General features: G+C 65.0%; 16 protein-coding genes. 7 read left to right on the plus strand and 9 right to left on the minus strand.

Annotated elements, in window-relative coordinates; all coding sequences use genetic code 11:
- Positions 1-885 (minus strand): type IV toxin-antitoxin system AbiEi family antitoxin domain-containing protein, encoded by an 885-nt coding sequence (locus tag O5M90_RS00660; RefSeq protein ID WP_269838506.1) that lies wholly within the window; start codon positions 883-885, stop codon positions 1-3.
- A 1,298-nt stretch (positions 886-2,183) separates the two neighbouring features.
- On the opposite strand from O5M90_RS00660, the gene O5M90_RS00665 reads away from it, so the two are divergent.
- Genes O5M90_RS00665 through O5M90_RS00675 form a run of 3 tightly spaced genes read left to right on the plus strand, consistent with a single transcriptional unit; the run spans position 2,184 to position 4,834 of the window.
- Positions 2,184-3,734 (plus strand): multicopper oxidase domain-containing protein, encoded by a 1,551-nt coding sequence (locus tag O5M90_RS00665; protein ID WP_440401771.1) that lies wholly within the window; start codon positions 2,184-2,186, stop codon positions 3,732-3,734.
- On the plus strand, positions 3,731-4,126 hold the full coding sequence (locus O5M90_RS00670; protein ID WP_262973516.1) for a hypothetical protein: 396 nt from the start codon (positions 3,731-3,733) through the stop codon (positions 4,124-4,126). The genes O5M90_RS00665 and O5M90_RS00670 overlap by 4 nt, the downstream gene beginning before the upstream one ends.
- A gap of 9 nt (positions 4,127-4,135) precedes the next feature.
- On the plus strand, positions 4,136-4,834 hold the full coding sequence (locus tag O5M90_RS00675; protein ID WP_269838508.1) for a succinate dehydrogenase iron-sulfur subunit: 699 nt from the start codon (positions 4,136-4,138) through the stop codon (positions 4,832-4,834).
- A gap of 210 nt (positions 4,835-5,044) precedes the next feature.
- On the opposite strand, the gene O5M90_RS00680 is transcribed toward O5M90_RS00675, so the two are convergent.
- The 4 genes from O5M90_RS00680 to O5M90_RS00695 all read right to left on the minus strand — a co-directional run bounded on the left by O5M90_RS00680 (position 5,045) and on the right by O5M90_RS00695 (position 10,218).
- The gene (locus tag O5M90_RS00680) at positions 5,045-7,078 is read right to left on the minus strand and encodes a nitric oxide reductase activation protein NorD (protein WP_269838509.1); all 2,034 of its coding nucleotides are present in this window, start codon (positions 7,076-7,078) and stop codon (positions 5,045-5,047) included.
- A gap of 15 nt (positions 7,079-7,093) precedes the next feature.
- Positions 7,094-7,927 (minus strand): CbbQ/NirQ/NorQ/GpvN family protein, encoded by an 834-nt coding sequence (locus O5M90_RS00685; RefSeq protein ID WP_269838510.1) that lies wholly within the window; start codon positions 7,925-7,927, stop codon positions 7,094-7,096.
- A complete protein-coding gene (locus tag O5M90_RS00690) occupies positions 7,924-9,294 on the minus strand; it encodes a cbb3-type cytochrome c oxidase subunit I (protein ID WP_269838511.1) in 1,371 nt (456 codons plus the stop codon). The genes O5M90_RS00685 and O5M90_RS00690 overlap by 4 nt, the downstream gene beginning before the upstream one ends.
- A 66-nt stretch (positions 9,295-9,360) precedes the next feature.
- On the minus strand, positions 9,361-10,218 hold the full coding sequence (locus O5M90_RS00695; protein ID WP_269838512.1) for a c-type cytochrome: 858 nt from the start codon (positions 10,216-10,218) through the stop codon (positions 9,361-9,363).
- Between the two features lie 322 nt (positions 10,219-10,540).
- On the opposite strand from O5M90_RS00695, the gene O5M90_RS00700 reads away from it, so the two are divergent.
- Positions 10,541-10,762, plus strand: coding sequence for an HNH endonuclease (locus O5M90_RS00700; RefSeq protein ID WP_262973511.1), 222 nt, complete (start codon positions 10,541-10,543; stop codon positions 10,760-10,762).
- A gap of 267 nt (positions 10,763-11,029) precedes the next feature.
- On the opposite strand, the gene O5M90_RS00705 is transcribed toward O5M90_RS00700, so the two are convergent.
- Entirely contained in the window at positions 11,030-12,244 is a 1,215-nt protein-coding gene (locus tag O5M90_RS00705) for a hypothetical protein (protein ID WP_269838513.1), read from the minus strand.
- Positions 12,245-12,914: 670 nt separating this feature from the next.
- Between O5M90_RS00705 and O5M90_RS00710 the strand changes: the two genes are divergently transcribed.
- From O5M90_RS00710 to O5M90_RS00720, 3 genes are all read left to right on the plus strand, one after another.
- Positions 12,915-15,014, plus strand: a complete 2,100-nt coding sequence (locus O5M90_RS00710) for a ParB/RepB/Spo0J family partition protein (RefSeq protein ID WP_269838514.1) — start codon at positions 12,915-12,917, stop codon at positions 15,012-15,014.
- Positions 15,015-15,644: 630 nt separating this feature from the next.
- Positions 15,645-16,103, plus strand: coding sequence for a single-stranded DNA-binding protein (locus tag O5M90_RS00715; protein ID WP_269838515.1), 459 nt, complete (start codon positions 15,645-15,647; stop codon positions 16,101-16,103).
- Between the two features lie 39 nt (positions 16,104-16,142).
- Complete coding sequence (locus O5M90_RS00720) at positions 16,143-17,003, plus strand: DUF932 domain-containing protein (RefSeq protein WP_269838516.1); 861 nt, start codon at positions 16,143-16,145, stop codon at positions 17,001-17,003.
- 58 nt (positions 17,004-17,061) lie between these two features.
- Here O5M90_RS00720 and O5M90_RS00725 read toward each other — a convergent pair whose 3' ends face one another.
- Genes O5M90_RS00725 through O5M90_RS00735 form a run of 3 tightly spaced genes read right to left on the minus strand, consistent with a single transcriptional unit; the run spans position 17,062 to position 18,649 of the window.
- Complete coding sequence (locus O5M90_RS00725) at positions 17,062-17,520, minus strand: hypothetical protein (RefSeq protein WP_269838517.1); 459 nt, start codon at positions 17,518-17,520, stop codon at positions 17,062-17,064.
- Positions 17,517-18,257, minus strand: a complete 741-nt coding sequence (gene stbB, locus O5M90_RS00730) for a StbB family protein (protein ID WP_269838518.1) — start codon at positions 18,255-18,257, stop codon at positions 17,517-17,519. The genes O5M90_RS00725 and stbB overlap by 4 nt, the downstream gene beginning before the upstream one ends.
- Complete coding sequence (locus tag O5M90_RS00735; RefSeq protein WP_262973502.1) at positions 18,254-18,649, minus strand: hypothetical protein; 396 nt, start codon at positions 18,647-18,649, stop codon at positions 18,254-18,256. The genes stbB and O5M90_RS00735 overlap by 4 nt, the downstream gene beginning before the upstream one ends.
- Positions 18,650-18,745 lie beyond the last annotated feature (96 nt).

The following is an 18,745-nucleotide window of genomic DNA, read 5'->3' on the forward strand; positions in this document are numbered from 1 at the left end:
TCAGAAGCTCTTGGGGACGTGCAGGCGCCAAGCCGATTCGTAGCGGGTGTCGGCCATGTCGTGCGTGAGGTAGAAGTCGTGCTTCATGGGGAAGCGCCGGATGATGTCGACGACGCCGTCCCGGTAGCCGGCGCGTTCCAGATAGAACCCGATGGCCTGGTGGTAGGGGTAGGTGAAGCCCATCTTGCTCAGCATGGCACCCAGGGCGTTCACTGAGAACTTGCCCCTGGCGAGCTCGAACGCTTTGGCCACCTCCGCGACGTCGCCGCAGTAGGTGGGGCGCACTGCCGCGTCGATGAGCGTCCGCTCGATGCTGGTGACCCGCACTTTGGCGGCGTGGCCTTCGCCTTGCTGGTGCTCCTGATCGACGACGCCAAGCTCGCCCGTGTTTGCGCTGTTGAGGAGCACGATGCGAAGCTCCCCGAAGTCCACCGCGTTCTGGCTGACTCGAGCTGGTTGGCGGAAGGCCTTGTCGATGGCCGCCTGCGTGATGTCGTCGCCCGTCGAGGACGGGGTTGACCGTTCGTGGCTGATGTAGACGAGCTTGGGAACCTGCTCTGTGAGGCCATGCATGCGCAGGGCCGTGTAGTGGCTGAAGTAGCTGTTGGCCTTGAGGTGCAACAGCAGCTCCATCGTCGCAGGTGTGCCCCAGGTGTACACGGTCTCCGGCCTGTTGGGGAAGTCGAACTTGTGCCGCTTGAGCCGCCCGCTTTTGAGCAGAAACTCGATGAAGGCAGTGAGCGTGGTGCTTTGGGCCAACCGCCACCCTTTGCGCTGCTGCGCCAGGGCGGACGCAATCTGCCGCTCCCTCAGGATCGGAGGCATCTCCTCGCTGAAAAACGCCAGGATGTCTGGCTTGGCGATCTGTATGCGAGTTCGGTTCATAGGAACCAGTCGTTCGTCGTGCTATGAGGCATTTATGCCTCATAGCATGATGTTGATTCGAAATACTGTCAAGATCTTGAGCCCCTTCGTTCCCTCGATTGAGGGAATTCAAGACAAAGATACGAGTAAATTTCTATGACCTTCGCGTCGCTGCTGGCCCAGCCAAGTAGGGGCAAATGCTGTCTTTGTTATAATCAGGAGCTTATAAGCTCCTGATTACGGCAAAATTATCTATCTGCGCGCCTGGTCGCTTGTCCGGCACGTGGTGTGGGTTGGCTCCGGGCACCGCCTGCACGGGATGTGATACCGCTGCTGTTTGTCGCGGTAGAACTTGGGCCCGAGCTTGGGGAGGAACTTTCGCTTAAGCCATGCGGCCCGTACCCGTGCCAGGGGTCGGCGGGCTGGTTCCTTCCCGCTTCGCGTGAACGGCCCGCCTGCCGAACTGGCTTGCCAGATCGGCCCCCTGGCACCCGCCACGCCCGGTGCCGGGCCGCTCCGCCCTCGCGCTGTGCGCGAGAAGGTGCCACGTTGCGCAAGGGCTCGCCAGTTCGCCTGGGCGAGGTCCTGGCCAGCCCATGCCCGGATCTTCCGCCTCGCGGGGCGGGTGCGGCGCTAGCGGCGGCCCTGTGTGCTCAGGGCCGCGACAGGCGCTGCATTGAACTGACTTGGAGCGCCTGTCCCCTCGTGCCTCACCGGGAGCTTTTGCGGCATAAACCGAGCCTGTCCGAGGCCGCACCAGGCGGCGAGCTGTCCGGGTGCAGCCTAGGCAGCCGCTATCTATTCCACGTCGCCTGGTGTTCCGCCCCGCTGCGGCGCCTCAGGACCGACCGGATCTGGCCTGCTTGACTATCCATTCAAGCTTGCAGTGCTCTCCTAAAGTGCGCTGCCGAACAGACCCCGAGACCCGAGCTAGTGCAAGGTCAGTCATCCCTTGCGCCAATGCCAACTGCCCCCATCACCCCGAGAACTGAACCAAATCGACTTGCGTACGAGCTGCGGGCGGGGGGCTCTGTGGCTGCTCGAATATCGACCGTGTTTCCCGCTGCTCATTGGTCTCGCTGTCTTGTTGATCGCGTCCTCGGCACTTCAGATCGCAGCGGCCCTGGGCCGCCCTGATCTGTGGGGAGACTGTGGCTCGCGCGCAAGATGTTGTTTGGCTTTGCGCTTGCGCTGAATCTGGAGCTCCTCTTCATGGCAGAGCGGAACTGCTCGGGCCAGCCGACCTCGACCGGCCCGTTGCCCAAAGTACTCGCCTCCGCAGCGCCGTGGTCTGCGGCCTGCTTCTTGTTCACCCTGCAATGCCCGCTCGTGCTGACGCACCAACGTCTCGACGGGAAACCGGGCTGACTTGCCAGCCGCGCAAAGGAGAACCCATGAACCACACCGCCCCGACACACGCCGCCTGGCTCGCCATGCTGGTGCTGACTCTCGCAGCTTGCGGGGAGCGTGAACCGCCGGCACGCCCTATCGCGCCAGCGCCCGCCGTCAGTACACCAGCTACAGCGGGTGCGGATGACGCCTACGACGTGACAAAAATGGACTTCAAGACACCTCCTGCGGTGCTTTCAAACGAACGCCACACCGGCCCGTTTGCCAGCGGTGATGCGCTCAGCCTGGACGCTTTGCTGAAGCCGCTGCTGCCGGGACCGGTGAAGGAGATCCGCCTCGACACCACACACAAGATCATCGAAATCGCGCCGGGCGTGAAGTTCAGCGCCTGGACCTTCGGCGACCAGGTGCCAGGCCCGGCCATCCGCGCGCGCGTCGGTGACCGCATCAAGTTCACGATGACCAACCGTTCCGACGAGCCCGCGCCCGGCGTCCAGATGACGGCCGCGCCGATGATGCATTCGATGGACTTTCACGCGGCCATGGTGTCGCCGCAGGACAAGTACCGCTCGATTGCACCGGGTCAAACCATTTCCTTCGAGTTCACCCTCAACTATCCCGGCGTCTTCATGTACCACTGCGGCACGCCGATGGTGCTGGAGCACATTGCCTCAGGCATGTACGGCATGGTGGTCGTTGAGCCGAGCGGGGGCTACCCCACCAAGGTAGACCGAGAGTACACGGTGGTCCAGAGCGAGTTCTACACCCGGCCCGATCCGGCCAAACGCAAGCTCGATGGCCAGCCGCTGCACGTGCTGGACAACGATCGACTGCGCAGCAAGCAGCCCAACTACACGGTGTTCAACGGCCGCTACAACGGCATGATCGACGTGCCGCTGCAGGCCAAGCCGGGCGAGCGCGTGCGCCTGTTTGTGCTGAACGTCGGGCCGTCCAACACCTCGAGCTTTCACGTCGTCGGCACTATCTTCGACCGCGTGTGGATGGACGGAAACCCCGACAACCAGTTTCGCGGCATGCAGACGGTGCTGCTGGGCTCTTCCAGTGGTGCCATTGTTGAGTTCATCATCCCCGAGGCCGGCAGCTACGTGATGGTGGATCACCACTTCGCCAACGCCGCGCAGGGCGCGGTGGGCCTGATTGCCGCCGGCGGTCCGGCCGGTGACCCTGAGCACCACAACATGCCCGCGACCGCAACGCCCGACAACGCGCAGGCAGTGGCCGGCAAGCTGGCCTTCGAATCGAAGTGCCTGGCCTGCCACTCCATCGGCGGAGGCGACAAGCTGGGCCCAGACCTGCTGGGCACCACCCAGCGCAACGATGACGCGTGGCTGACACGCTGGCTCAAGTCGCCGGAAGAGATGATGAAGACTGACACCAAGGCCAAGGCAATGCTCGAGAAATGGAAGATCGCCATGCCCAACCAGGGCTTGAGCGACGAGGAAATCAAGCAGTACCTGGCCTACTTCAAGTGGGCAGATGCGAACGTCAAGAAGCCATGAATGGGCTTGCTGTAAGCGCAAAGCTACTGCCGGACGAGGCAGAACGTAGGCGCCTGCGCCTGATTGCCTTGTCTCGATGGGACAACGAAGGTGGTGCCGGCTCCGACATGCCGGCACTAGACGCTGGAGCCGGCAATGCGCCCGTCGATAAGGCAACTTCGTCCGATACCGAAGCCGTGCAGCTTCGCATTCGTGTCATTGCGCTGGAGAACCTGGTGATCGCCCTGCTGGCGCAGGCATCCATGGCTCAGCTGGAACTGGTGGGCGAGATGGCGGACTACATCTCTCCGCGCCCTGGCTTCACACCCCACCACCTGACCCTTCGCGCGGCCGACGAGATGCGCAGTCTGGTGAACCGCGCAAGCCCCTTCCGCAACGCTCCCGTAACTTGATCAGTCCCCATGCACAGCTTTCACATCTACCGCTACGACCCGGATCAGGACAAGGCGCCGCGCATGCAGGTGCTCGAACTGGCGGTGAACCCCAGCGACCGCATGCTGCTGGACGTGCTGATACGGCTGAAGGCGCTCGACCCGAGCTTCAGCTTCCGGCGCTCCTGTCGCGAAGGCATCTGCGGCTCGGATGCGATGAACATCAATGGCAAGAACGGGCTGGCATGCATCACCAATATGCGCGCGCTGCCCGCCAAGGTGGTGCTAAAGCCGCTGCCGGGCCTGCCCGTGATCCGCGACCTGATCGTCGACATGACGCAGTTCTTCAAGCAGTACCACTCCATCACACCCTATCTGATCAACAACGAGCCGGCGCCCGAACGTGAGCGGCTGCAGTCGCCCGAGCAGCGAGAGTCGCTCAACGGCTTGTACGAATGCATCCTGTGCGCCTGCTGTTCATCGGCCTGCCCAAGCTATTGGTGGAACCCTGACAAGTACGTCGGCCCTGCTGGCCTGCTGCAGGCCTATCGCTTCCTGGTGGACAGCCGCGACACGGCAACGTCCGAGCGCCTGGACAACCTGCAGGATCCCTATCGCCTGTTCCGCTGTCGAGACATCCTGAACTGCGTGGATGTATGCCCGAAGAACCTGCTGCCTGCGGCGGCCATCGGCAAGATCAAGGAGATGATGGTGCGGCGTGCTGTCTGATCTCGCTGCGTGCGGAGTCGCCGACCAGTCTGTTCTCGGAGAGGAAGATCCGGGCGCAGCCATGGACACTTTCTACAGAGGCCAGGAAGCCGACACCTTGCCCCCGGAGGTCGTGCCGTCCGAGCTCGTGAATTCTGAAGAGCCGTCCGTATCGAGTGTTCAAGAGGCGGCTTGCCTTGTGACGTTCATGGTTGATCCGTCGAACCGTTCCTAGCTTTTCACCAGTCGCTGTATCCAGTCCAGCAACACGGCTGGCAGCGCTCCCGGTGTCGCGAGCAGGGCGTAGTGGTGGGCACCAAACAGGGTGGACAGATAGCTGGCGGCTTGCCGCTCCACCGTCAAGCAGAACGGCGCGATACCCTGAAGCTTCGCCTCGGCCACGGCCTGTCTTGTGTCTTCGATGCCGTAGCGGCCTTCATAGATGTCGCAGTCGTTCGGCTTGCCGTCCGACAGCAGCAATAGCAAGCGGTGAGCAGCACCCTCGCGCATCAGCGTCGCGCTGGCGTGGCGGAGGGCAGCGCCCGTGCGTGTGTACTGGTCGGGCGCCAACGCCGCAATGCGCAGTGCCACTGCGGGGCCGTAGGGCTCGTCGAAACGCTTGATATCCCACAGGCTCACCGCCTTGGGCCCGTTCCCCGAAAAGGCCTGCACCGCGAAGGGTTCGCCCATAGCGGCCAGTGCAATGCAGACGAGCAGCAAGGCTTCGCGCTCGACATCGATGACACTTCGCTGCTTCGCAATCCAACCATCGGTGGATCCGCTGACATCGATGAGCAGGAGGATCGCCATATCGCGCCGGGCTCGCTGCTCAGAGCAGTACAGCGCCTGTGCCATGGGCCACCCGGCGCGCCGGTTTACCAGGTTCTCCACACAGGCTTCGAGGTCGATGTCATCCCCGTCCGGCTGGCGGCGCCTGCGGGTGCGCCGGGGTCGCAGGGCCGCAAAGCGTTGGCCTATGACGCCAAGCAGCGAGCGATGCTGGGCCAGCGTGTCATCCACCCACCGCTGCGCCCCGTCCGGCCCCATCAGTACCCGCACCGTGGCACCTGGATGGCGATAGCCCTCAATGCGGCAATCCCACTCCGGGTAACAGAACTCCTGAGGCGCTTCTGTGGCGGACGAGGTCGTGTGCCTGGGTCGGACCGTGGGCGGGTCATCGGACAGCAGCACCTCCGGTGCATGGCCCGGGCTCCAGACCAGGCGTGCCTGGGCCAGCTCGGAGACCATGTCGGCGAACTCGTCGGCGGCCGCAGCCTGGTCGCGGTCGGTGGGCCGCTGCATCCCGAATGGATCCTCGGCCTGCTCGTGCGGCACCTCGGGAGGGATCATCCACGCACCCGGCGTGGCCTCGTCCTCCTGCGCAGAACCTTCGCGCACTTCGGGGCGACGGGTCAGGCGTGCGCTGCGAGCAGCGCGAGCCTCGTGGCTGTTGAAACCGTTGCTGTCGACGAGAGGCGAGCCGATGGCATCGCCCGGCATGCGCAAGTCGCCGGTCCAGCAGTCCCGGAACAGGGCTGCGTGGCCCAGGGGCGCTGCGCTGGGGATGTCGCGAACCATGTCCGCCGCAAGCCCTTGCGCGATGCCCCTCGATGCCAGCGGTGATGCACACAAGGGTGCGTGCGCATTCGGCCCCTCGCAAGGCTGCGCCATCAGGGCTCGCACCCAGGCCTCCAGCGGGCGGCGCGTTGCCGGGAACTGTGCCAAGGGCGGACGAGCCGCGAGCGCTTCGCTGCGCATCCTGTTCAAGGCAGCGCTCATCCCGGGCAGCAAGCGGGCCAGTGCCGCGTCCGCCGCAACGGCTTCCATCAGCAGGTAGATGTCAAGAACCAGCGGCGCCGCACAGAATTCCGCGCCTGCTGCGCTGCCCCGGCTCGCCCGCATGGCCTGTACCAGGGCCAGGGTGCGAAAGCGCTCCGAGGCCAGGCCGGCATCCGTGAGGCCGGTCTCGGACGGCAACCAGATGCTGTGGCCATCGGTGGCCGGCAGTGTCAGGTGCGCTCGCGGGAAGGCGCTGCGCTGGAAGGTTCTGGCCAGCCAAGTGGGACGTGCCGGCAGCTGCGCGGTGCGCAGACGATAGGAAGTGCCGAACACCGCCTCGATCAGCAAGCCCAGCCGCGGCGCCACATCCGTCAGCCGGGTCACGGGCCGACTTGCTGTCTTGGCCCGGTGCTGTCGCCAGAAGTTCTGCGTGAAGACGGTCGCGTGTCGGGCCAGGTCGGTGATCACGTCCTCGGCTTCGGCCATTGCGGTCTTGCTCAATCAAACAAAGCTGGCGTCGACCAGGTCGCGCATCGCGTCCACCAGCGACTCGTCGTCGGACAGTGGCGACACCACGGCGCTGAGGCAGGCCTGCCGTACCGGGATGCCACTGACCACCAGCGCCGCCGCCGCGATCAGCAAGCGGGTGCTCGGCACCTCGGCCAGGCCACGGTCGCGCAAAGCGCGCAACCGATGCCCAAGCGATACCAGCGCCATGGCCGTGCCATGGTCGGTGCCGGTCTCGTTCTCGATGATCGCCGCTTCGCGAGGGCCAGGCGGGAAGTCGAAGTCGAGCGCGACGAAGCGCTGCCGCGTGCTGGGCTTGAGGTCCTTGAGCATGCGCTGGTAGCCTGGGTTGTAGGAGATGACCAGCTGAAAACCCGGGGCGGCCACCAGCGTTTCGCCAGTCTTGTCGATCGGCAGGATGCGGCGATGGTCGGTCAATGAATGCAAGACCACCATGGTGTCTTGGCGGGCCTCGACCACCTCGTCGAGATAGCAGATGGCGCCCTCGCGCACGGCGCGGGTGAGCGGGCCATCTTGCCAGGCCGTGCCATCATGGCGTATCAGGAAACGGCCGATCAGATCACTGGCGCTCAGATCGTCATGGCAAGAAATCGTGATCAGCGGACGTTGCAGCTTCCAGGCCATGTGCTCGACAAAGCGGGTCTTGCCACAACCGGTGGGTCCCTTGAGCATCACCGCCAGTTGCAGGGCGTGGCAGTGCTCGAACACGGCCACTTCTGCACCGGAAGCCTGGTAGTAGGGCTCATCGGCAGCGGATGGCTGCGACCCCTGCAAGGGGTCGACGGCGCGGATCAGCGCGGCGCTCAAGAGGCGCTCACGGCGTTGGGCGGAACCGTTGCAATGGCATCTTCCTCCAGGTCGAAGCGGGGTATGTGGCGGAAGAAGTCATAGATGAACAATCCCACGCCGATTGCGAACAGCGAACCGGTGGCAATCAGCATCACGAAGTGCACCTGTATCTTCAGCTGTGCGTCGAGATAGCCCATGCCCATGATGCGCTCCAGGTACACCTGTGCAATGCCGGCGGTGGCAAAGGACAGGGTCATACCGAACATGCCGCCCAGTTGCATCCAGAAGGCCCAGTAGCCGAGACTGCTGCCCTGCTCGCTGCGTCCCGGCGTCATCGCCGGGAGGGCATAGGTGATCATCGCCATCACGATCATGGCGTAAGCGCCATAGAAAGCCGCATGCCCGTGCATCGCGGTGATCAGCGTGCCGTGGGTCCATTTGTTGACGTCGGGGAAGGTATGCGCCAGGCCCAGCAGGCCGGCCCCGAACAGCGTGAACAGCGCGCTGCCGATGGTCCAATGCAAGGCCAGCGTATTGGGGTGCGAGAAGCCCGCCCGCCGCATGGCCGAGTAGGCGAACATCGCCATGCCCACCAGTGCCGCAGGCTCAAGCGCGCTGAAGATGCCGCCGATGGGCAACCAGTAGGACGGGACGCCCACCCAGTAGTAATGGTGCGCCGTGCCCAGAATGCCGGCGATGAAGACCAGGCCGACGATCACATACAGCCACTTCTCCATGACCTCCCGGTCGGCACCGGACAGGCGTATCAGCAGGTAGGCCAGGAAGCCGCCTTGGATCATCACCCAGACCCCCTCGACCCAGAGGTGAATCGTCCACCAGCGGTAATAGATGGATACGGTGTAGTTCTCGTACTCCAGCAAGGCGGGCAGGTACAGCAGAGCGCCCAGAGCCAGGCCGAGCACGAGCACGCCCTCTGTCGTGGTGAAGCGTTTGGATTGCCAGATCGTCATGCCGATGTTGTAGAGAAAGATCAGCATGCAGATCACGATCACGATCTTGTGGGGCAGCGGCTGCTCCAGCAGCTTGTTGCCCGTGCCGTAGCGGAACAGATAGCCCACCACGGCGGTCACACCCATCAGGGTCCAGAGGACCAGTTGCACATAGGCGAGCTTGGTGCTGTAGAGCTCGGTGCGCGATTCGTCCGGCACCATCCAGTATGTAGCGCCCATGAAGCCGGTCAGCACCCACACGATCAGCAGATTGGTGTGGATGACCTTGGTCACATCAAAGGGCAGGATGTTCAGCAGCGGATCAGGCCCGACATACTTGGCGGCCGACAGCAGCCCGAACACCAGTTGCAGCCCGAACAGGACCATCGCCACGGCGAAGTACCAGTAGGCAACCGATTGAGACCTGTAGCGCATGGGGATGCTCCTTCAGAGGCGGCCGCAGTGGACTGCTGCCTGTTTTGGAATGGGCGCGAAATTCCGCTACTTGAAGGTCGCCAGGTACGCAGCGAGGTGGCCGAGCTGTTCGGCGCTCAGGTCTTTCTCGTAGGTGTTCGGCATGAACGAAACCCCATCGGCCGAGTACATGGCGCCCGCCACCAGGTGCGCGCTGGGGTGGGTGACGGATTCGCGAATGAACGCCTCGAGGTCGGTGGCCTTGCCCTTGTAGGCAGGAGACGCCAAGGTCTGCTGAGTGCGGGTGGCGATGCCGGCAAGTGAAGGTCCGGCCATATCGACGCCCGCCACGATGGAGTGGCAGGCGGTGCAAGCGGGTGCGGCGCTTCTGAACACCCGCTCGCCCAGAGCCACCGGATCCTTGCCGGAATCGGTCGCGCGCGATCCCGCAACTGACGTTGCAGGCCCAGCCAGTGCGGCCTGAGGAAGGATCGCGACTCCCGCCGCTGTGCCAGCGCCGGTGACCGTGATCGGCCGCGGCGGCCAGCCCTGGTTGTCCACGCGGCTGACCCAATCCAAGAATGCGATCAAACCATCGATATCGGCGTCGCTGAGATCTTGCTGCGGCATCAGCCGGCGGTGGCGCTGTTCGTCGTAGAACTTCGACGGATCCTTCAGGAAGGCTCGCAAGTAAGGCGCACCGCGCTGTTGCGCGATCTTGGTGAGGTCCGGTGCGTAATAGGCACCCTCGCCGAAGATCGTGTGGCAGTTGATGCAGTTGTTCTTGTGCCAGACGTTCTTGCCCAAGGTGACCGCCGGCGTGATGTTCTGCGCGTTGGTCAGTTTCGGAAACTGGCGGTGACTGTCGACGGTGAGCCCCAGAAAGATCAGTGTGGCGACCAGCGTGGAGCCGATTGCAAAGTAGCGTGCTTGGCGTTTGTTCATGGGGCTGCGACCTGCGTCAGACGCTGATGCCTGTCCAGTAGATGACGCTAATGGCGCCTGCGTACGCGATACCGGCGCCCATCAAACCCAGCACGACATAGCTGAACACCTGGAAACTTCGGAACGCGGTCATGGGAGCCACCTCACCTTTGCTTCCACGCGCTCTCTCAGGGGCAAAAGAGGCTGTGAGCCCATGCAGGGTGGCGAGTCCGGCTCTCGCAGTCAGTGCGGCAGCGCACATAGCTGAAACTCTTGCAAACGTGCGTGCGTCTCGAACGCCCAGATGCCCGCATCGGAATGACCCGGCGACGCGCCAATTTGAATGACCGCTCATTCGCCAACAGCAGGGGAAGGCTGCGGGCTGAGCTTGCGCCAATCTCTGCTGTTGCGATGCACCGCCGAGCATCTGCGGGCGCGGCAGGACGGCGGAGGCGACGGCCAAGCCAATATCGCTGCGGCCTGCGCCCACTGCAACGCATTGCGGCATCGGGCTCGGGATCCCCTGTCGCCGCTTGCTTTCGCGGCCCATGTCCAGCACCGCTGAATCGGGGTGCTTGGCTGCCTATCGGGATGCTGGGCAAGCTGGGCGGGCGGGGCGGCGTTGCGCGCCGAAGTTAGAAGCTGTTGCGCATCGGCTTGTCGCGCGGGATGCAGGCTTGGACGCAATTGGACTGGGCGGGGCAGCCCGTCCCGTGCCAGGGGTAGCGGGCCTGTTTCCTTCCCGCGTTGCGGGAACGGCCCGCCTGGCCGAACTGGCGCTGCCAGATCGCCGGTCCTGGCACCCGCCACGCCCGATGCCGGGCTGCCCTTGCTACGTCGGGCTTGGCTTCTGCTTCGTCCTGCGATCTGGTGGTGGTGGTGCGGGCGCAGGTTTTGGTTCTGCGGACAGCTTCTCGGTGCTGGGATCTTCAGCCTTCTGATGAATCTCGCTCATGAGCTTGTCGAAGGCACTTGGCGGCTGGTCGTCGATGAACTTGAGGTCGCTTTGGGCCAGGAGCCAATACAGGGGCGCGGGGCTGTCGAGCCCGCAGGCGGCGCAAGAAGCTCGCTCTGTGAGGAAGAGCGACATCGCGTTGGGCCGGTCGAACTTGAATGGCTTTTTGCAATGCAGGCAGGTCAGCATCGATTTCAGCGCATTGGTGATGAACTTTGTCGATGGCCGCGGTCCACGGCTCAGGAGGTTCTCGTGTGCGCACAGCGAAACCAAGACCAAGTGATTGGCCGTCGCAACGTTTGCGTGGGCGATCTCGGAGAATGCGCGCAGCGACAGTTGTACGAGGAACAGCATCAGGTACGGGAGCATGGTGTAGGCCGCGTCATAGAGGTGGTCCGACCTGGCATCGTTGAAGATGAAGTTGATATTCAGGTCTTCGGTCCTCAGGTGCCTGCCCTGGCTGGTGATGAGGTGGGTCGCCTTTTGCCATAGAGGTTCCAGTCCGTTCTCCATCTCCTTGGAAAACACCCATTGCTCGATGAGGTTGCCGTCGAAGGCCTCCTTCATCGCGAGCTTGTCTGCGGCGAGCTTGAAGATTTCCTGCCTGCGTGCCGGCTGCAGTCCGTTGAGCGAGCTGTAGTTGTCCTTCTCGAACCGGGCCAGAAAGTCTTCCGGGTCTGCCAGCAGCCAGGCGAGGAACAGCATGTTCTCCTTGAACGGCTTGCGCAGCAAGGAGAACGCCACGGCGAACTTGCGCTTCTCCAGGCAACGCATCCCCTCATACAGGAAGTGGAGCATGTCGGCCGTGAGCGCGAGCACCAGGTGCCCGATGAGTACATGCTTCACCGCCTCGGTCAGACCTGCCTCCTTCAGGAGGTCCAAGACGTCCAACTCGCCCTGGCGTCCGGCTTCCGTCGCAGCTTTTGCAATGGCGTCCGCGACCCATTGATGCGCACCCGAGGCTTCGTACTGAACCAGCAGTTCGCCGATCTGGTCATGCAGGTAGAAGCAGTACTCGTGATGGGGCCAGTACTTCGGCGGAATGTGCTGCAGGTCATCCGGCGGACGTATGCCGAGATAGTGCGGTTTCATCGATCCTCCCTCGTGGTGCATTCGTATTCGGCAGCTTTCGCGTTTGGCCTTGATTTTTGATCAGATTGCCGGTTCCCGCCGTCTCAGGCATGACGGCATTGATTCGACCGTACGGCGATCCTGCACTGACGCGACGCGCTTGCCCTGCGCATTGCCTTGCTGAAGAGGCGAGGGGATGAAAAGTCGAAAGGGCGAGCCGGTGGGTGGCGCTTGCCGAGCGGGTTCTTGCACCTTCGCGCATGGCCTCATCCACGCTGGATCGGGGACTGCTGCGCAGTCTTGCCTGCACCCTCTCGCTGTTGTACCGGTAGGTGCCGGCCGGCGCCTGCCGGTGCTGAAGTGCACCGCTGCGCGGTGAGGTGGCGCAGCGGGCTAGCCGCCGCGCGCTGCCGCAGGTGGTGGTGTTTTGACCCGCTGTCCTTGCTCGCGCGTCTGTTCAGGCGGTTTGGGTGGTGGCCTGCTTCCGAGCCGTCCGGTTCTCGACGTGTAGCGCAGCGCCCGCCGGCGGCAAGGGTGCGGCTGCGCCCCGGGTCCTCGCCCGGTCCCTCCGCTGCACTCCGGGCTGCGGCCTGCGGCCCGGCCCTTGCCTTTGGCGCGCCCCGCGCTCCTGGTCCGTCGAGACGGCTCCAGGAAGCAGGGTTTTTCCACCACCAACGCAGAAAGGCGTGCCATGAGCAAGACAGCAACCCCAACCACCCGCGGCAGCAACAGCCGTGCAGCGGACGTTCCCTCCGCACCTCCCGAGACTCACCAGGAAGCAGGCCTGGAAGCCGGCATCGCCCTGCGGGCGCAAAGCCCGGAGGCGGAACTGCAGTACCTGCCGCTGCGCGGGCTACGGCTGGACGAGCGCAATGTGCGCAAGGATCCGCCGACCGAGGGCGAGATCGAGGAGCTGGCAGACCTGATCGACGCGCAGGGCCTGCTGCAAAACCTGACGGTGATTGCCTACGACACGCCTCGGCGCGGCAAGGGTCGCGAGAAGCACCGCATCTACACGCATGGCGTGATCGCGGGCGGGCGTCGCCTGCGCGCATTGCTCCTGCTGGTCAAGCGCGGGCCCATCGTCCTGGACTATCTCGTGGCCTGCGGGGTCGTGCCCGTCGAGCGTGCCATCGCGGTCAGCATGGCCGAGAACCAGGGTCAGAAGCCGATGAGCATCGCTGACACGGTCCAGGCGTTCGCGAACATGGTGGCGGCGGGCGCCGGCATCGAGGACATTGCCGTTTGCTTTGGCCTGACACCGCTGACGGTGAAGCGGCGCCTGAAGCTGGCCGGCGTCTCGCCCAAGCTGTTCGCGATGTTTCGTGCGGGCGAGCTGAACATGGACCAGCTGATGGCGCTGTCGCTGGCCGACACGCATGCCAAGCAGGAGAGCGCCTGGGAATGCCTGCCGGTCTACAGCCGCGATCCTGCCGCGCTGCGGCGCGCGATCCTGGGCACCGGCGTGCGCGGTGCGCTGGTTCGCTTCGTCGGGCTGGACGCCTACGAGCTAGCAGGCGGCGTCGTGATACGTGACCTGTTCAGCGACGAACAGAGCGAATCGGATCACATCGGCGATCCGGCACTGATGCAGCGTCTGGCGCTGGAGCGTCTGCAGGCCAAGGCCGAGGAACTGTGCGCCCTGGAGGGTTGGCCCTGGGCCGAGGTGGCCATCGACTTCGGCTACGAGGTGCAGCAGCGCTATCACGATGCCCCGACACAGCGACGCGAACCCTCCGCTGAGCAGGCACAGGAGCTTGCCGCGCTGGAGCGGGAGCAGGAAGGCATGGACGAGCGGCTGGAAGCCCTGTATGACCGTGAGCCGGAGGACGAAGGCGAGGGCGACGGCGAGAGCGCAGAGCGGGCCATCGAGGCACTGGAAGTGCGTCAGCAGGTCGTGCAGGCCCGAATCGACGAGATCGAGCAGCAACTGGCCTACTGCGAGCCCGAGGTGGCCGCGCTGGCTGGTGCCCTGCTGACGCTGGACCGGGAGGGCACGCTGGTCGTGAAGCGGCACCTGCTGCGCGACGAGGACTATCGCCAGCTGCGCAGCGCCATGGGCGGGGTCGCGGGCCGCTGCCACGCGCTTGGCGATGGCGACAATGTCGCGGGAATGGGCACCGGGCAGTATGTCGATGCAGACGCCAGGCTCTCGGCGGCGCTGTGCCGCGAGTTGGCGGCATACAAAACCGAGGCCTTGCAGGTAACGCTGATGCGCAAGCCGCAGGTGGCCCTGGCCGCGCTCGCTCATGCCATGGCGACTGTGCTGCTGTACGACGATTGCACCGCGCGCTTCGCCTCGCCCACGGCACTGACCGTCTCGGTGCAAAGCTGCAACTGGTCGTTGATTCAGGTCACGCCCCGGCTGAAGGAGAGCTCGGCGCATGCCGCGCTGTCGACCCTGGTCGCGGGCTGGCGCGAGCGGCTGCCTGCCGAGCCGGTGGCCTTGCTCCCCTATCTGCTGGAGCAGTCCGTGGAGACTTTGCTCGACCTGCTGGTGCTGTGTGCGGCTCTGACCGCGAACGCGACGCATGGCTCGACGCACGCAAAGCCGGCCCAGACGCTGGCGAGCGCCACCGGCCTGGACATGGCCGACTGGTGGCAGGCCTCGGGCGAGACCTATTTGGGTCGGGTGTCCAAGGCGCAGATCGGGCAGGCGCTGGCTGAGGCAGGCGAGGGCGAGGCCGGCGTCGGTCTGGCCAAGCTGAAGAAGGAGCAGCTCGTGGAGATGGCCGGGGCGCTGCTGGACGGCAAGCGCTGGCTGCCGGCCCTGCTGCGGGCGCAGGCTTGAGCGAGCGATCCGGGGCAAGGGCGGCGCCCTTGCCCTGTACCCTTGCCCTGGTCCGGCGGCCCGATCCCGTGCCAGGGGACGGCGGGCTTGTTCCTTCCCGCTGCGCGGGAACGGCCCGCCGGCTGCCGAACTGGCCTTGCCAGATCGGCACCCCTAGCACCCGCCACGCCCGACGCCGGGCCGCCTCTTGAGGTGATCGCCCCGGCTCGAACGGCGCGCCAGCCGCTGCGCTTGATGGCACGCCGCCCGCGAAAGACGCCGGGGCTCAGCCAGGCGACAGTCCTTCGGCGCAGCCTGGTGCCAGGGGACCTGGCACGGCGGCCGCGATGCCTGCGAACCGGTGATGGGGCAGTCCCCGCGCCGAGCAGGCCCACCGCGATCCCCCCACGGCGCCCCCATCCGTGGGTGAGGGGGACTTGTGGGGGGATCTTCAAGCGGCGGGCCGGGACAGCGGCGCGCCGCTCGGGCTGCCGATGAAGACACCCCACCCATCCCCCACCCCTTCCCGTGAGGGAAGGGGCCATGCCCACCCCCCGCCCGCCCGTGGGCGGGAGCGAGGAGTCCGAGCGAGAGGATCTGCTGGGAGGCTTCCATCATGGGGCCGGCAGGTCTACTCAAAGGAGTCCCATCATGGCATCCGTTCGTGTGGAACAGCGCAATGCGCATCTGGCCGGCGCGGTCCGGCTTGAGTACCTGGTCAACGGCGAGGAGCGGCTGGCCAAAGCCGTGTTGACCGCGATCAGCAATGTCCGACGCGGCAGCGGCGAGGCGCGGGAGGAGGAGATCACCGCCGTGCAGTGGACCCTCTGGGGAAAGCTCGCGGAAAACGCGAACCAGTACCTGGGCAAGGGCTCGCACGTGAACATCGTCGGCCGGCTGCGCAATAGCAACTACCAGGACAAGAGCGGCGCGGAGGTCTACGCCTTCAGCTTCACGGCCGAGGAGATCGACTTCCTGGACAGCCGGGCGAAGGCGTCGGAGCGCGGCAGGGTGCCAGAAGACGAAGGCTGGGGCGAGTCTTCGCTCGAGCCGCCGGCCTGGCGGGGCCGCTCAGCCCCCAGCGGCTCCGGTGCGCGGGCCAAGCGGTGAACCCTCGGTCTTCATCATCTCTACCGACAGGAGATCATCATGCCCTCTTCTTCCATACTGGCCGTACGCTTCGGCCGTGGCAGCCGCATGCTGCAAAGCGCTGTCCCGCTGGCTGAAGACCAGATGCGCGCTGCCGCTCCATCGATCTTTGCGGCCGGCAAGCACTGCAGCCGCTCGGACCGCTATGCCTATATTCCGACCATTGAGGTTTTGCGTGCCCTGCGCATGGAGGGCTTCGAGCCATTCATGGTTGTGCAGAGCGCGAGCCGCATTGCCGGCAAGGCCGAGTTCACCAAGCACATGATCCGGATGCGCCATGCCGGGCAGCTGCAGCAGGGCAAGTCCGAGGCCAATGAGATCATCCTGATTAACAGCCATGATGGCGCCAGCTCCTACCAGCTGCTGGCCGGGGTGTTCCGTTTTGTCTGCTGTAACGGCCTGGTGGTGGGCGATGTGGTCGAGGACATCCGCATTCCCCATAAGGGGGATATCCAGGGTGAGGTGATCGAGGGCGCGTTCCGCGTGCTGGAGGACTTCGAGGCGGTGGACGCTGCGCTTGATGACATGAAGGCCGTGAAGCTGCGCGCCGAGGAGCAGCAAGCCTTCGCGACGGCCGCGCTGGCGCTGCGCTACGGCGAGCAGGCGGCGGGTGCCACCACGCCGGCGGCGCCGATCACAGCGCAGCAACTGATGCAGCCCCGTCGCATGGAGGACCAGGACGACAGCCTGTGGATGAGTTTCCAGCGTGCCCAAGAAAACCTGATGCGCGGTGGACAACCGGGGCGCAGCACCCAGGGCCGGCGCATGCACACAAGGGCCGTGGGCGGCATCGACCGGGGCGTGCAGCTCAATCGTGCGCTGTGGGTGCTGGCCGAGGAGATGCGCAGGCTGAAGGCCTGAGCGCGGCGCGGGATGCAGTGGCCGCACTCGCGGCCGCTGCACCCGCAAGCACCGCCCATCAGCCCATGAAGTACAAGGTCAGGGCCGAGGATAGGATGGCCGAAGCGAGCGCCGACGATGCGCAGGCCCACCCAACGACCTGCGACCACCCTCGACGCTCGGCGCAGGCTGTTGCGGCTTGCTGGAGGGTACGCAAGGTCGGGTACAGCTCGGAGTGGAACAGCGCGCGGGCGAAGGCCGCCATCGAGTGACGCTCGGACTCGGCTGCGGAGTGCAGGATCTCGCGGGTGCTCCGAGCGATGTGCTTGGCCGCCACGCCCTGGGCATGTTCGGCCAATTGGGCCATGCGCGGCTCCATCGAGGCTGCCTGGGATTGAAGCCGTTCACTGGCTTGCGTCACCTTGTCGCCAGTGGCGCTCAACTGTGCAGCCAGCGCGTCAACGCGGTCGAGCAACCCCGCGATGTCACCCAGCGCTTCGAGGACAAGCGCCTCGCGCGCTGTCTGGGCCGAGTTCACGAGTAATGCACCGCGGGTGAAGTGACCGGGTTCGCGAGCTCGTCCAGGCCAAGCGCGGCAAAGCAGGCATCCAGCTCGGGAAGCACGCCGATCGCCAGCCGGCGCGTGGCCAGTTGCTGCGCCAGTTCGGACTTCTCCGCAGCTCCCGTCGCGTGCTGGATCATCCCCTTGTAGTCGGTGGTGTCGAAAGCCAACTGGCGCAGGTCGCGTCCGCTCGCCATCGCACGCCGGTACACCTCATTGAAGGACAGCCTGCAGTCCAGGCTGGCATGCGCGATGGGGTGCTCCGCAAGGAAGGCCAGCAGCACGAAGAACGAGGCCTCGATGCTCTCGATGCCGTCGTTCATGTTGAACACTAGCTTCAGCCGCTCAGGCGGCACGCCGAGCCGTGACAAGTCCACCAGCGTGGCGATGGTGTCCTTCTGCTGCTTCAGTGCGGGCACGGTGGGGATGACGAAGGCGTCGACATCCTCATGGCTGCCCTGATAGCGGCGCATCAGCGCCAGCAGGTCCTCGACATTGCTGGCGCCGATGTCGATCACTGCGTGGTCGATCGTTTGCAAGTACTCCTGCAGCGCCCCGAACTCGCGGCCGCGCACGGCCCGCCCGGTGTTCTCGTCGGCGTTCAGGCTTTCCACCGACAGCAGCTCGGCGTCGGGGATGCGAGGCAAGAGCAGATGGCGGGCGATGGTGGACTTTCCGACATTGCCCGAGAAATTGATGACGGCGATTTTCATCGATGACTCCTTGAACGAAACAGCGGATTGGTGATGACGGTCTTCATGAACGCGTCGGCGAGTTCCCTGCCGGAGGCGGGCTCTCGCGGCGCGGGCGTGATTGCGGGCCGCGTGGTCGGTGATGGGGCTGGCGAAGGCCATGTCGAAGACACTGCGACAGCCTCGGGATGGTCGCCTGCGTACGGGCCAGCCATGGCAGCACCGCTCACGCCGACATGCCGCAGCTCTCGCGAAATCGTCGCGAGACTCACCTCGATGCCGGCATCGGCGAGTAACTGGCGAATCGCTGACAGCGTGTAGCCCAGCGCGCGCAATCGCACGATCTCGCCGTGGTACACGAGTGCCTTGCGGCTGGCTCGACCCGGCGGGCCGGTGGGTGTCAGTCGAACCATGGTGTCTCGCCCTTCTTCAGTAGGCTCATTGAGGCGATGGATCGAGCTGACGGAAAAGGAACGTCTGTCTGCATGGTTTTCACCTTTTTGCAGTTG

The organism is Paucibacter sp. M5-1 (assembly GCF_027498415.2).
Lineage (GTDB): Bacteria > Pseudomonadota > Gammaproteobacteria > Burkholderiales > Burkholderiaceae_C > Roseateles_E.

Bases quoted from the DNA above. Each gene is read 5' to 3' on its own strand.
- O5M90_RS00660 (WP_269838506.1), bottom strand. From the start codon at position 885: ATGAACCGAACTCGCATACAGATCGCCAAGCCAGACATCCTGGCGTTT.
- O5M90_RS00665 (WP_440401771.1), top strand. From the start codon at position 2,184: ATGCCCGCTCGTGCTGACGCACCAACGTCTCGACGGGAAACCGGGCTG.
- O5M90_RS00670 (WP_262973516.1), top strand. From the start codon at position 3,731: ATGAATGGGCTTGCTGTAAGCGCAAAGCTACTGCCGGACGAGGCAGAA.
- O5M90_RS00675 (WP_269838508.1), top strand. From the start codon at position 4,136: ATGCACAGCTTTCACATCTACCGCTACGACCCGGATCAGGACAAGGCG.
- O5M90_RS00680 (WP_269838509.1), bottom strand. From the start codon at position 7,078: ATGGCCGAAGCCGAGGACGTGATCACCGACCTGGCCCGACACGCGACC.
- O5M90_RS00690 (WP_269838511.1), bottom strand. From the start codon at position 9,294: ATGCGCTACAGGTCTCAATCGGTTGCCTACTGGTACTTCGCCGTGGCG.
- O5M90_RS00695 (WP_269838512.1), bottom strand. From the start codon at position 10,218: ATGAACAAACGCCAAGCACGCTACTTTGCAATCGGCTCCACGCTGGTC.
- O5M90_RS00700 (WP_262973511.1), top strand. From the start codon at position 10,541: ATGACCGCTCATTCGCCAACAGCAGGGGAAGGCTGCGGGCTGAGCTTG.
- O5M90_RS00705 (WP_269838513.1), bottom strand. From the start codon at position 12,244: ATGAAACCGCACTATCTCGGCATACGTCCGCCGGATGACCTGCAGCAC.
- O5M90_RS00710 (WP_269838514.1), top strand. From the start codon at position 12,915: ATGAGCAAGACAGCAACCCCAACCACCCGCGGCAGCAACAGCCGTGCA.
- O5M90_RS00715 (WP_269838515.1), top strand. From the start codon at position 15,645: ATGGCATCCGTTCGTGTGGAACAGCGCAATGCGCATCTGGCCGGCGCG.
- O5M90_RS00720 (WP_269838516.1), top strand. From the start codon at position 16,143: ATGCCCTCTTCTTCCATACTGGCCGTACGCTTCGGCCGTGGCAGCCGC.
- stbB (WP_269838518.1), bottom strand. From the start codon at position 18,257: ATGAAAATCGCCGTCATCAATTTCTCGGGCAATGTCGGAAAGTCCACC.
- O5M90_RS00735 (WP_262973502.1), bottom strand. From the start codon at position 18,649: ATGGTTCGACTGACACCCACCGGCCCGCCGGGTCGAGCCAGCCGCAAG.